This window comes from Streptomyces sp. NPDC002680 (assembly GCF_042889145.1).
GTDB lineage: Bacteria > Actinomycetota > Actinomycetes > Streptomycetales > Streptomycetaceae > Streptomyces > Streptomyces adonidis.
Genome location: NZ_JBIAQP010000018.1, coordinates 122,708 through 135,649, shown reverse-complemented (window position 1 = coordinate 135,649; position 12,942 = coordinate 122,708). Strand labels below are relative to the sequence as shown.

The window sequence follows — 12,942 nt, the reverse complement described above, 5'->3', positions numbered from 1 at the left end:
GCCGTCCCTAGCCGTTCTGGGCGAGCAGCGCGTCGATCTTCGCCGTGTCGCGGGGGCCGACGAGCGCGATCGGTACCTCCACGCCGGGGTCGGCCTTGCCGGCGGCGACCGCGAGCGGTACGTCGACGATGGCGTTCGCGATGTCCTGCGGGGCGAGGGCGGCGGAGGCCCGGTAGAAGGTCCCGGCCTTGATCGCGAGGAGCGAGGGCGCCGCTCCGTCCTGCCCGCCGACGAACGTCTTCGCGTCGTCCTTCGCCCGGCCCGTCTGCTCCAGCGCCTTGTAGCCGCCGTACGCCGCCGCGTCCGTCACCCCGAGGAGAACGTTGAGGTCGGGGTGCTTGGCCAGGATCGCCTTGGTCTTGCTCAACCCCGTGTCCGGGTCTATCGCCTGTTCCTCGGCGACCACGTCCACGCCCGGCGCCAGTTTGGTGAAGGCGTCGACCATGCCCTTGGTGCGCTCGCGGCCCAGTTCGATCGTGCTGTCGGTGAGGAAGGCGACCTTGCCCTTGCCGCCCAGGTTCTCCAGTGCCCACTTGGCCGCCGCCTCGCCCAGCAGCGTGCCGCCCTCCCGGAAGCTGAACCGGATGTCGGCGCTCTGGTGTTCGAGGGTGCCGCCGTATGTCACCCAGATCAGGCCCGCGTCGAGGGCGGCCTTGGCGATCTGCTCGGTGGCCTCGAACACCATCGGGAACGACACGATCGCGGGCGTCCTGCGGGCCACCCAGGTGTTGAGGTTGGTCGCCTGGGTGTCGGCGCTGCTGCCGTCGCTGGTCGTCAGCAGGGAGACCCCGTGCTTCTTGGCGGCGGCCGTGGAGAGCTTCACCAGCGTGGCGTAGAGCGGGAGTTGGGTGAACGGGTAGTCCAGGCCGATCTTCGTCAGGGGTTCGCTGGAGCTGTCGGCGGCCTGCTGCCCCGAGGACGCCGTGTCGCTGCCGGGCGCCGAACAGCCGGCGGCGGCGAGGGCGAGGGCCGTACCGGACCAGGCGAGGAACTGTCTGCGCGAGGCCGCGGAGTCGGCGAACGGGGATGTGATCATGGCGGTGCTCTCCCAGGGGACGTGCCCGCCGGCGGCGGGCTGCGAGGGGGCTTGCGACGCTGCCGGTGGTGAGGACCGGCCGTGCCGAACAGAAAAGACCCCGGGGCGCCGCCGCACCATCCGTACAAATACCGACCTCACCGAACCTCGTCCCGACCGAGACCCCGTCCCGACCGTGTTCGCGACCCCGTCCGCGTCCCGTCCGCGCCCCCGTCCCGACCCCGGCCGCGTCCCCGACCCCCTCCCGCCCACGACTAGTCCCAGCCGCACCCCGTCCGGTGGTCCGCCCGGGATCGATCCCGTTACTTCGCGGTGAACGCCTTGCCCGGCACGGACCCCGCCCCTAGCGTTAGGGGCCAAACGACTTCACCCTGGATGACTCCCGGGCAGTTCCCGGAGGCGCGCATGCTCAGCCACCACCAGATCGCGGCGGCCACCCGCATCGGCATGCTCACGCGCGAGCGCGACACCGTCTCGGCCTGCGCCCAGGCCCTGGACGAACTCGGCCGCGCGCTGCCCCTCGATGTGGCGACCCTGCTGTCCATCGACCCGCTGACCGGCGAACACATCCAGGTCGCCGGCATCGGCTACACCGCCGAGACCTCCCAGGCGATGGCCGCCGAGTTCATCGGCACCCCCTGGTACCGCAACGTCGTCCGCCAGGACATGCCGCCCTCCATCTCCGAGGACGCCGACGACGACCCCGGACAGCGCTTCCGGCACGGCTGGTTCTACGCCGAGCGGGTCCGCCCGGCCGGCCTGCGCGACGCCATCACCGGAGCGCTCCGGCACGACGGCCGCCTCGTCGGACTCATCACCCTCTCCACCCGGCACCCCGACGCGTACGACACCGAGGCCCGCCGCCTCCTCGCCTCCGTCCTCCCCGCCCTCGGCGCGCTCGCCGACCCGACCGCACACACCGGCGACCTGCACGGACTGCCGCCCGAGGGCGCGGCGAGCCTCGTCGCCGACGGCGGGAGCGTCGACCTGCCGGGCCGGGAGCGCGCCCGGGTGGCGGCCGACGAGGAGTTCCAACCACTGCTGCGCGCCTTCGCCGAGACGGGCGGCCGACGGCTGCGGCTGCTGTGGCCGCTCGACGGCATCTGGTACCGCGTCTCCCTGCACCGGCACACCACGTCCCCGGGGCTGACCGGCCCGGCGGAGGCGGTGCTCGTCCACGAGACACCGACCGAGCTGCCGTACGGACTCAGCCCGCGCGAGCTGGAAGTGCTCACGCGGGCCGCCACCGGGCAGACCAACCAGGCCATCGCCCAGGCGCTGTTCCTGTCCCCGCGGACCGTGCACAGCCACATCGAGCATCTGCTCCGCAAGACCGGCGCCGCCTCCCGCGCCGAGGCCACCGCCCTCGCGGTCCGCGACGGCCTGCTGCGCCCGACCCCGGACCACCTCGGCCACTTCGTGGAGCGCGCCGGCACCGAGGGAGGCGACCGGCGCCGCGCTTCCCACAACCTCCGCCCGTCGCGCTGAACCCGGCGGCCCCCGACCGCGTATCACTCCACGGAGCCGACGGCACGGCCGTTCCCGGTTCTTGTGCGGAACGGACAGAAATCCGTGCCGCAGTCCGTACGCAGGGAAGGGGAGCAGAGTGTCGACACCGCCCGCACCGGGCCGGCCGGAACGCCGCCGGACCCTGGAGCCGACGCGCGTACTGCGCCGACGCCGTACCGAGGCGCTGGCGCAGCTCATGCGGGAGCACGACGAGGCGATGGCCGCCGTGCCCGAGGGCTACGAGGACGTGATCCTGCCCAGCCCGGCGCCCGGCGCCGAGGACGCCACGCAGGAACTGCCTCCCGTCGCCCCGCGCAGACGTGCCCAACGGCGGGAACAGGCCGCCGAAGGCTTCGGGTTCGGTCCGAATCTGCGCCGCGCGGCCGTCGTGGTCGCCGTCGGCGCGGCGGCCTTCGTCGGCTTCGCCGCGGCCCTGCTGCTCCCGGGCAACGCCCAGGGAGAGGAGGCCGGACCGGCGCCCTCCGCCACTGCCTCGACCGCTCCCAGCGTGTCGGCACCGGCCGCGGCCGACCCGGACGGCCCCGGCTTCCTCCGGGAGGGGGACAGCGGCCCCGAGGTGACCGAACTCCAGGAACGCCTGCTGCGCATCCCGGACGTCTACACCGACGGCGCCACGTCCGGCAGTTACGACACCGCCCTCACCGAGGCCGTGGCCCGCTTCCAGCTCTGGTACGGCATTCGCGGCGACGAGACCGGCGTCTACGGCGACGACACCCGCAAGGACCTGGAGGCCCGTACGGCGTCCTGAGCGCCCTCGCGGATGCTCTCAGCGGGCGGCGTGGGTGTCGACCAGGGCCTGGGTGACCTCGCGGATGCTGCGGGCGATGTGCTGGAGCTGGAGCACCTCGGCGGCGTACATCTTGATCGTGTGCTCGATGACCGACTCGCTCAGGCCCAGGCCGGGCAGGTCGGCGCGGGCCGTCTGGAGGGCGGTGCGGGCGACCCGGATCTCGTGCTGGACCTGGATGTGCGCGTGGCGGGCCAGCAGGACGGGGTGGCGGATCAGCGTCGGGTAGCCCGCGTAACGCGTCGGCACCAGCTCGCGCAGCCATCTGACCGCCGAGCGCTCCCAGTCGTAGCTGCCGGGGATCTTGACCTGACACGGCCAGTCCGGGCCGGTCCGCGTGGCGATCGTGGAGGTCAGAGGCATGGTCTTCGCTTCCGGGAGTGCGGCGTCGACAGGGTGGCGACGGTGTTCAGCGGCCCCGGCCTAGGGGATGGCCGGGGCCGCAACGGGCGTACGCGCAGGCGACACCCGTCCGGACACCCGAGGCGCCGACGCGGGTAGGAGACGGCGGCAGCGGGTCCGTGAGCAGTATTTATATATGCCGTCCGGTTTGCAAGAAGTATGAAAAAATTCATGCACAAAACGGGATGAACACCCATACGCCCACATGTTGACCTGCGCATATGCGGTGGGGGACTCAGTCCCGGAGGAAGAACTGATGCAGGTCGGCGCTCTGCTCGTACTCCTCCAGGCGCCCCTGCGTCCGCTCCGGATCGGCGTCCGTCATGGCCTGGAGCAGTGCGGCCGACAGCACCACGGGCCCGGCGTACGAGTCGAACACCAGCCGTGAGCCCGTGCCGGTGGCGAAGGTGATGTCGGCCTCGTCGGCCAGCGGGCCCAGCGCCAGGTCGGTGATCAGGGCCACCCGCAGTCCGGCCCGCCGGGCGACCTGCACCGCGGTGAGCGTCTCCTGCGCGTGCCGGGGCATCGAGAAGGCCAGCACCCAGGTGCCCCCGGCCTCCCGCGACTGGAGGAGCGCGTCGTAGGCGACGCTGCCGCCCCGCGTCACCAGTCGTACGTCGGGGTGGATACGGCGGGCTGCGTAGGCGAAGTACTCGGCCAGCGACCCGGAGATACGCAGCCCGAGCACGGTCAGCGGGGTCGAGCGCGACAGGCTCCGGCCGACCTCGATCACCCGGTCGGGGTCGGCGAAGTCGCGCCGCAGGTTCTCCAGGTTGGCGATCTCGGCGTCGACGGCGGCCTGGAGTTCGTTGCTGCGGTTCTCCTCCGCCGTGCCCGGCGCGCTCGCGAGGGTGCTGAGCGCGATGGCCTGGAGCCGCTCGCGCAGCGCGGGGTAGCCGCTGAAGCCGACGGCCGCCGCGAACCGGGTCACGGACGGCTGGCTCACGCCCACCCGGTCCGCGAGGTCCGTGATCGACAGGAACGCGGCCTCGGTGATGTGCTCGATCAGATACTGCGCGATGCGCCGCTGCCCGGGGGAGAGCCGGGGCCCGTCGAACAGCTCCCGCAGCCGGGAGGCCGGCGCCGCCTCCGCCTCAGGGGCCGTCTTCCCCGAGGTGATCGCGGACGCCTGGGCACGTGCCTGCTGCGGCGATGGCACCGATGAGCCTCGTTCGTCTCCCACAGCGACTCAACATAGCTCACCGTTCACCGGCGGAAGATCGTGATCGAGTGGCCGACCTCGTCGACCTCGTGACTGGTGTGGATCAGCACCGCCAGCCGGCCCGTCGCCTTGGCGATCGACGAGTCCGACACCACCAGCAGTCCGCGCACCTTCCGTTCGGGCTGACGGCGCGGATCGGACGCGTGGATCCCGTAGTACGACGGCACACCGCTGCCCTTGTAGACCAGCCAGACGTGCTGGCCCGCGTACCGGTCCCGCAGCCGGTCCGCGAGCCGCCCCAGGTCCTGGCCCCAGTCGACGTTGGAGTCGTGCAGCCGCTCGTGCGTCTTCGCCGTACCCCCGAACGCCTCGTTGGCGTACGGCAGATAGAAGGGGAACGTCCGCAGCGAACTGATCGCCACGAACGCCAGCAGCCCCGCCGCGACGAACGGCACCCACCGCCGCCGCAGCGCGAGCACACCGATCGCCGCCAGCGCCCCGAACATCGGCACGAAGATGGCGTACCGCACCCCGAAGTTCCGTTCCCCCTCCATGGCGGCGGCCAGCAGTACCGCCGTCGGGAGCAGCAAATAGGGTGCCACCGGCCGGAGTTGATGACTCGTCACAAACGCGACCGTGCCCGCGGCCCACAGCGCCAGCATGCCCAGCGGTGTCTTCACCAGGAGCGCGGCGGGCAGGTAGTACCAGAGGGAACCCTCGTAGTGCCGCCCGAAGAGGAAGCCCTCCCAGTGCGCGTTCTCCAGGCCGAACTGCATCCGCATCCCGTCGCGGTAGGCCTCCGGGAAGGGCAGCAGCCCCGCCAACTGCCCCCGCAGCCCGTGCACGACCGGCACCTGGCCCGCGGTCGGCGCCCAGCGCAGCCGGGGATCGACGACGAGATACGACGCCCATACGACGGCCACCGCGACCAGCGCCACCAGGACCGCGCCAGCCACGGCGCGCACGAGCAGCTTCCGGTGTGCCCTCGGAGCCGAGGTGGTGCGCCGGGCGTGCCACACCGACACACCGGCCAGCAGGAGCAGTACCGGGGCCGCGGCGAGGGTGTTCATCTTCGTGGCCATGGCCGCCCCGAGCGCGACACCTGCGAGCGGGAGATACAGGCGGGGCCGTCGCCGCGCCCGCCACAGCAGCCACACCGACGTCAGCACGAAACCGGCCGCCGGGACATCGAGCGTGGCCAGCGAGCCGTGCGCGACGACGTCCGGCGAGAACGCGTACAGGGCGAGCGCCCCCAACCCGCCCCTCGCACCGGCGAGTTCACTGCCGAAGGCGAACACCACAAGACCGAAGAGCAGCGTCAGCACGATCACCGGCAGCCGTGCCCACAGCATCAGCCGCCAGGGGTCGTTGCCGGACTCGTAGAGGAGATGGCGGCCCACCTGGCCCTGGTTGCCCTCGAAGTGCCGGTCGAAGTGCGGGCCGGCCGCGGCGACTCCGGCGGCGACGATCAGTTTGCCCAGCGGCGGGTGCTCGGGGTTGAGGCGCAGGCTGTGCTCATGGAGGTAGACGGCCGCCGTGCCGACGTACACGGGCTCGTCGATGGTGGGCGTCTGCTCGACGGCCGTGGTGACCATCGCGACGGCCATCTGGAGGAGCAGGACGGCCACGGCGAGCGGGACCAGCAGACGGCGGTGGTGTCTCAGCAGGGCGAGCAGCCGCGCGCGTCCGGTCGGGGGCGTGGGAGAGGCGCTGGGGAGCGGCTCCACCGGGGCTTCGACGGCGGACGGGGCGAGAACCGTGTGCCGGTCGCGCGTCATCGTCCGCCTCGCGGCGACGCAGACCGCGCGGCGGCGGGAGTGATCCGGAGCCGGGCCATGGCCCTACTGTCGCATCAGCTCCCGCCCCGCAGCGTGCATTACCGCTTCAGGAGTCGTACCGACAGTCCCTCCGAGGTGTAGACCGGGACAGCGCGAACGTTGTCCGAGTTCACCTCGATACGGTCGAACTGGCCCCGCACCACCGGGGCTTCGATCACGGAGACGACGCTGCCCACGGCCGGCGGCTTCTCGGAGTCGAGGGTCAGCGACAGGACGCTGCCCTTCTCCAGGACCACCCGGCGCGTCACCGTCACGACCTCCTTGCGACGGCCCGCGCGCAGTGTCACCGCGAGCGTCGCCGCCTTCTGGGAGTACGTGCCGTGCAGCTGGACCGGCTCGGTCACCCGCAGCGTGCCGCCCTGCACCTGGACGTCGCCGTGGCCAAGACCGTGGGCCGAGGCGGAGACCAGCGTGCCCTCCTCGACGACCGTGCCGCCCGTGTAGCTGTTGTGCCCGGTCAGCGTGAGCGTGCCGGTGCCGGTCTTGGTCAGTCCGCCCCGGCCGTCGATGTCGTTGCGCCAGGTGTCGGCCGCGCCGAAACCGCCCGCCGCCGCGTCCAGCGATACGGTCACGTCGGACTCGAAGGAGCCGTAACCGTCCGCCGCGGCGAACAGGTTGAGCCGGCCCCACTGCTCGGCGCCGTCCAGCAGGACGTACCCGGCGGGCAGCGCGGTCGTGCGCAGCACCGCGCGCCGCTGCTCCGCGTCCAGGTACGGCTGACGCGTCTCCAGGAGCACCTCCGCGCCCTTGGGCACGGTCAGCGCCTGGTCGCGGCCCCTGCGGTTGAGTATGTACGTCAGCTTCGGCTCGACCGTGCGCGCGTTGGCGTCCCGGTCGGCGTACGCGTCGGTGCCCGAGTGCGCGTACGCGTACAGGGTGTCCGCCGTCGTGCCGGTCTGCGCCTGGAAGTAGGCGAGGGCCTGGGCGCGCGCCGCGGCCTTGAGACCGGCGTTCGCCGGGTCGGCGAGGGCGGCGGCGGCCAGGGCGGTGGCCATGATCCGGCCGCCCAGGACGTCGACGGGGGAGTGCATGCCCGACATGATCCGGGTGTGGCTCAGCTCGAAGGCGCGCGTCACGATCTCCTGGAAGCGCTCCGGGACCGCGTACGCGAACGCCAGCGCCGCCAGGTGGAAGGCGTTGGTGTGGCCGCTGGGGAAGCCGCCGTCCTCGGCCGGGTTGGTGCCGCGCTGCCGCAGCAGCTGAGTGACGACGACCACGTCGGACTCGTACACCGGGAAGCCGAGCGCGTCGGTCGCACCGGTGGGGACGACCTCGCTGTCCTCGTTCATACGCCACGGGCGCGGGTACTGGAAGGCGAACTTGGCCGGGTTGCCGGAGGCGAACGGGCCGCGCACGGTGTCGACCAGCTTCGCCACCTGACCGAGGTCCGAGGTGTACGAGCCCGCACCGAGCGCCGATCCGGCCGGGGCGCCCGCCGGAACGGAGTCGCTGATCGTGGTCGCGGGCGTCGTGTCCGGCGCCGACGTGATCGACGTGACGGCCTTGGCGCCCGCCTTGTACAGGTCGGCCAGCGGGCCGAGGGCGGCGATCATCGCGTAGCTCTGGTGCTGGCGGTCGTAGACGAACGCCTCCCTCGCCTGCGCCTCGGTGCGCGCGTGCGTGATGCGGACGCAGTACCGCACGTTGGCGCGCAGCACGTCGGCCATCAGCGGAGTGCCGGTGTTCCAGGCGGCGCCGGTCTTCCACACCTTGGCGAAGCCGCCGAGGATCCGGATCACCGCGTTGGTCTCGGGGGTCTGGTTGGCGACGATGTTGGTCGTGTAGTCGTCGACGAACGCTGCCGCGGTCGTCGCGGACCTCGCCTCGACCGACGAGGCGGCGGTCGCGGCGCTCGCCTCCTCGACACTCGCCCACGTGAGCACGGTCGGGGCCACGACCAGACCGGCCGACGCGGCCAGGGACGTCTTGAGGATGCTCCGCCGGTTCAGGGCGGGCCGGACCGACGACGCGGTGGAGTGGAGTCCGTCTGAAGACGGCATGCGCGTGCCTCTCTGGAGTTCTTCGGCCGTGCGGCCAGGAGGGAAGGTGGTGCCAACGACTGCGTCTCGCCGAGCACATGAGACGGGCACATGAAACGTGCCGGCCACAGGTGGCCTGTGATGAGGGTGAGTCGTACGGGTGAAGATCTACGGTCGGGCCATGTCCGGTCGGGGTGTGGTCAGTGACCGGAACGTGTCATACGAGTGAACGGGCCAACGCCACGGCACCCGTCACCGGCGCCACCCGCAACGGCCGCAGCCGCGCACCGGGGACGAGTATGGCAAGGGACGCCAACAGTGCGTCGTGCAGGGCCGGTTGGGCGAGCACCGTACCGCCCGAGACCACCACGTCGTCGACGGCGACCCCGCGCCCGGCGAGCCGCACCACGAGCGACGCGAGCGCCCTGCCGCCCTCGGCGATCACCTCTTCGGCGATCAGGGAACCGCTCGCGGCGGCCTCGAACACCACCGGAGCGTGTCGGCCCCACTCGGCCGAGATGTCCTTGGCGCTCTCCAACGCGGCGCCCAGCGCGGGCACTTCGCTCACCCCGAACGCGGATATGAGCCCCGCGGCGAGTGCGTCGGGCGCCTCGCCCCGGTCATGGGCGGCCCAGACGGCCCGCGCCGCCTCGCGCACGAGACCTGCGGCCCCGCCTTCGTCGCCGAGTGCGGCACCCCAGCCGCCGACCTGGACGAGAGTGCCGTCGGAGCGCCGCCCGACGGCCACCGAGCCGGTGCCGGCGACCAGGCCGACGCCCTTGTCCAGTCCCGCGGCCGGGACCAGCAGTTCGGCGTCGCCGACGACGAGACACGGCACGCCGAGACGTTCCTGAAGGACGGAGCGGATCTCCTCGCACTGCCGGGGCGTCTCACAGGCGTGACCGCCCACGGCCACCGAGGAGGGAAGGGCGCCGACGGGCAGCGCCTCGCCGACCAGGGCGCACAGCCAGTCGGCGGCGGCCACGGGGTCGTGCGGCCGCCAGCCGCTGCTCGAACGCACATGATCGGCGACGGTGACGCTCCCCGCGTCGGCGCGGAGGTGGGTCTTGGTACCGCCCACGTCGATACCGACGGCGATGGGCGCGGAGTCCTGCACGGATCCTCTTTCGTCTTTCGTCGCCGCGCCGACGTGAAGCGGCGCGGCGGTACGAAGCAGCAGACGGTGGGCGAACCGTGCTCGGGATGGAGGGGACGGTGAACGTAGGGAAGCCCCGGGACGGACTTCGGATGAAACACGGCAGGCGAGTGCCGTGTGGAGTTCGTTAGGAAGTTAACTAACGAAGTAGGGTGCGTCAAGAGAATCAGGAAACTACCGGAAGTCCGATCACCGTGGCTCTCCGCGGCCGGAATTCCACGGCGGCGTTCGACCGCACCCCGCCGTCGACATGGATGAAGATCCCTGGGGGACCGCATGACCGAGCAGGACATGGTGGACGCCGCGCGGCTGACCGAGAGCGCCGGCGCGGTCTTCGCCGTGCTCGCGGAGGCCGGCAGCGCGACCCGTCCCCAGCTCGCCGCCGGCGCCGGCCTGTCCAAGCCGACCGTCTCCACCGCCGTGGCCGAACTGGAGGCCGCCGGGCTTGCCGCCCGTTCCGGCACCGCCCACGGCACCACCGGCCGCAGCGCCGCCGTCTACCGGCTCGGCCCGGCCGCCGGCTGCGTCCTCGCCGTCGACCTCGGCTCCACCCACACCGAGGTGCGCGGCTGCGCCCTCGACTCCACGGTCCTGGCCACCGAGAAGTCGTACGGCGACGCCCGCTCCGCCGACGCCGTGCGCACCGTCGTCGACCGGATCGGCGCGGCCTCGCCGGTGCGGGCGGTCGTGGTCGCCGTACCGGACGTTGCGAACGGTGGCGGGCAGGCGCCACGCCCGGCGACCCCGCGGATCGCCCGGGCCGTCGACGCGCTCGCCCTGCCGTCCGGCATCCCCGTCCACATCGAGAACAACGTCAACTGCGCCGCCCTCGCCGAACTGCACGGGGGAGCGGCCCTTGGTCGGCACACGTTCGGGTATCTGCAGGTCGGCTTCGGTATCGGCCTCGGCATCGTGGTCGACGGCCACGTCCTGCGCGGCGCCAACGGAGCGGCCGGCGAGATCGCCAGGCTGCCCTACCCCTGGGCCGAGGGCCGGGAGGCGGCACGGGAGGCGCTGGAGGAGTACGCGGGTGCCCGCGCGCTCATCGCCCGCGTCAGCGGCGCCTGGCCGCCCGAGGACGGGCCCGCGCCCCGTGATGCCGAGCAGCTCTTCGCCCTCGCCTCCGCCGGCAACGGGACCGCCCGCGCGTTCGTCGCCGCCCACGCTCGTGAGGTCGGCCGGCTGGCCGCCGCCGTCACCGCCGTCCTCGATCCCGGCCTGCTCGTCCTCGGCGGTGGCATCGGCGCGAACCCCCAGCTCCTGCCCGGCGTGCGCGCCGAACTGAAACGTCTCAGCTGGCCCACAGAGGTGGTGAGCAGCACCCTCGGCGACAGCGGCACTGTCGTGGGCGCCTCCAGGCTGGCCGTCGCCCGGGGAATCCAAACCGTGACCGGCGCGGCGCGAGTGAAGGATTGACGGCTTTGGGCTCGGTCTGCCAATGTCCGGACAAGCGCTTTCTAAGTCGGCCGGGACGCCGGCTTGGGGCGAGACTCCCGCCCGTACTCGATGTACGGCAACCACACGAGGGCGTGCCCGTGCGGTGACGGCCAGAACGGCCGGGGATCCCGCCCCGCGTGGACGGTGAGGCCGGGCGAGGCCACGCCTTCCGGAAAGCAGCTTTCCTGCAAACTGCACCAGTGCCGCCAAGGTCGGCGCCGTGCTCTGTCCCCTACCGAAAAAAAGGGATCGAAGATGACCACTGTGGGTGTGCGGCGCTCCAGCCGACTCGGCCGCGGCGGTATGCGCCGCCTGGTTCCCCTCGCTGCCGTTGCCTCGGCAGGTGCCATGCTGCTCTCCGCCTGCGGCGGGGGCTCCGACTCGGGCGGCACGTCCAAGTCGCTGACGTTCTGGATCTCCACGGTTCCGGGGCAGGACGCGGGCTGGAAGACGTCGGTGGCGGCGTACAAGAAGGAAACCGGCGTCAACGTCAAGCTCGTCAACATTCCCTACGACGGCTACACGACGAAGCTGCACAACGCCGCGCAGGCGAACTCCCTGCCCGACGTGGCGGCCGTGCCGGCGCTGGACCCGATCTGGTCGAGCAAGCTGATCGACCTCAAGGCCATCGCCGACAACAAGACCAACAAGATCAACGCGAACTTCATCGCGAAGGACTCGTCCGGGAAGGTGCTGGCCATCCCCTCGGACGTCACCGCGTCCGGCATGTTCATCAACAAGTCGCTCTTCGAGAAGGCCGGTGTCTCCTACCCGACCTCGCCCGACAAGACCTGGACCTGGACCGACTTCATCAAGGCGGCGAACGAGGTCCGGGAGAAGACCAAGGCCAAGTACTCCCTGACCTTCGACCAGTCGCCCTCGCGACTGCGCGCCATGGTCTATGAGATGGGCGGCCAGTACGTCCACGCGGACGACTCCGGCAAGTTCTCGGTGGACGAGGCCACAAAGAAGGCCGTGAACACCTTCGTCGGCTGGAACGACGACAAGACCATGCCGAAGTCGGTGTGGACCAGCGGCGCCGACCCGTCCGCCATGTTCCAGAGCGGTGACGTCGTCGCCTACTGGTCCGGTGTGTGGCAGGTGCCCGCCTTCGCGGACAGCATCAAGAAGTTCGAGTGGGCGAGCGTCCCGACTCCCGCCGAGCCGGTGCAGGCCAGTGACGTCAACAGCGGCGGCATGGTCGTGGGCTTCAACAACAACAGCGACGCGTCCGCCGCCGCGAACAAGTTCCTGTCCTGGCTGTACGAGCCGGCCCACTACAAGGCCCTGTGCGAGGCGTCCGGCTTCCTGCCGGTCGAGAGCGGTCTGAACCCGACGTACCCCTTCAAGTCCGAGGCGGCGCAGGCGGCGTTCAAGCTGTACAACGAGTCGATCCCGCTGTACGCCCCGATCTCCGGCTACTTCAACGGCGCGCAGACCAACTGGGTGCTGAAGGGCAAGAGCCTCACCGAGGACCCGACCAAGACGGAACTCGGCAAGGCGATCAACGGCCAGCAGTCGGCCGACAAGGCCCTGGAGAACATCGTCGCCGGCTACAACCAGCAGGTCGGCGGCTGATCGTAGGCCGAAGGGCCGGGCGGCGGGGTCTCGACAC

Annotated in this window: 10 protein-coding genes; 4 read left to right on the top strand and 6 right to left on the bottom strand. The window is 71.7% G+C overall.

Going from position 1 to position 12,942, the window contains the following annotated elements; all coding sequences use genetic code 11:
- Nucleotides 1-7: 7 nt before the first annotated feature.
- A complete protein-coding gene (locus ACFYXF_RS38270) occupies nucleotides 8-1,036 on the bottom strand; it encodes a sugar ABC transporter substrate-binding protein (protein WP_389356585.1) in 1,029 nt (342 codons plus the stop codon).
- A 405-nt stretch (nucleotides 1,037-1,441) separates the two neighbouring features.
- Between ACFYXF_RS38270 and ACFYXF_RS38265 the strand changes: the two genes are divergently transcribed.
- A complete protein-coding gene (locus tag ACFYXF_RS38265) occupies nucleotides 1,442-2,524 on the top strand; it encodes a LuxR C-terminal-related transcriptional regulator (RefSeq protein WP_389356584.1) in 1,083 nt (360 codons plus the stop codon).
- A gap of 118 nt (nucleotides 2,525-2,642) precedes the next feature.
- On the top strand, nucleotides 2,643-3,314 hold the full coding sequence (locus tag ACFYXF_RS38260; RefSeq protein WP_389356583.1) for a peptidoglycan-binding protein: 672 nt from the start codon (nucleotides 2,643-2,645) through the stop codon (nucleotides 3,312-3,314).
- An 18-nt stretch (nucleotides 3,315-3,332) separates the two neighbouring features.
- Here ACFYXF_RS38260 and ACFYXF_RS38255 read toward each other — a convergent pair whose 3' ends face one another.
- The 5 genes from ACFYXF_RS38255 to ACFYXF_RS38235 all read right to left on the bottom strand — a co-directional run bounded on the left by ACFYXF_RS38255 (nucleotide 3,333) and on the right by ACFYXF_RS38235 (nucleotide 9,851).
- Entirely contained in the window at nucleotides 3,333-3,716 is a 384-nt protein-coding gene (locus ACFYXF_RS38255) for a hypothetical protein (protein WP_389356582.1), read from the bottom strand.
- Nucleotides 3,717-3,990: 274 nt separating this feature from the next.
- Nucleotides 3,991-4,914 carry a MurR/RpiR family transcriptional regulator gene (locus ACFYXF_RS38250; protein ID WP_389356581.1) on the bottom strand — a complete coding sequence of 308 codons (924 nt, stop codon included), beginning with the start codon at nucleotides 4,912-4,914 and terminating at the stop codon, nucleotides 3,991-3,993.
- Between the two features lie 47 nt (nucleotides 4,915-4,961).
- Nucleotides 4,962-6,695 (bottom strand): ArnT family glycosyltransferase, encoded by a 1,734-nt coding sequence (locus ACFYXF_RS38245; protein WP_389356580.1) that lies wholly within the window; start codon nucleotides 6,693-6,695, stop codon nucleotides 4,962-4,964.
- Nucleotides 6,696-6,793: 98 nt separating this feature from the next.
- Nucleotides 6,794-8,755, bottom strand: coding sequence for a phosphatase PAP2 family protein (locus ACFYXF_RS38240; RefSeq protein ID WP_389356579.1), 1,962 nt, complete (start codon nucleotides 8,753-8,755; stop codon nucleotides 6,794-6,796).
- 196 nt (nucleotides 8,756-8,951) lie between these two features.
- Nucleotides 8,952-9,851, bottom strand: a complete 900-nt coding sequence (locus ACFYXF_RS38235; RefSeq protein WP_389356578.1) for an N-acetylglucosamine kinase — start codon at nucleotides 9,849-9,851, stop codon at nucleotides 8,952-8,954.
- Between the two features lie 315 nt (nucleotides 9,852-10,166).
- On the opposite strand from ACFYXF_RS38235, the gene ACFYXF_RS38230 reads away from it, so the two are divergent.
- Together ACFYXF_RS38230 and ACFYXF_RS38225 are read left to right on the top strand one after the other, a co-directional pair.
- Entirely contained in the window at nucleotides 10,167-11,306 is a 1,140-nt protein-coding gene (locus ACFYXF_RS38230) for an ROK family protein (protein WP_389356577.1), read from the top strand.
- Between the two features lie 276 nt (nucleotides 11,307-11,582).
- Nucleotides 11,583-12,905 carry an extracellular solute-binding protein gene (locus ACFYXF_RS38225; protein WP_389356576.1) on the top strand — a complete coding sequence of 441 codons (1,323 nt, stop codon included), beginning with the start codon at nucleotides 11,583-11,585 and terminating at the stop codon, nucleotides 12,903-12,905.
- Nucleotides 12,906-12,942 lie beyond the last annotated feature (37 nt).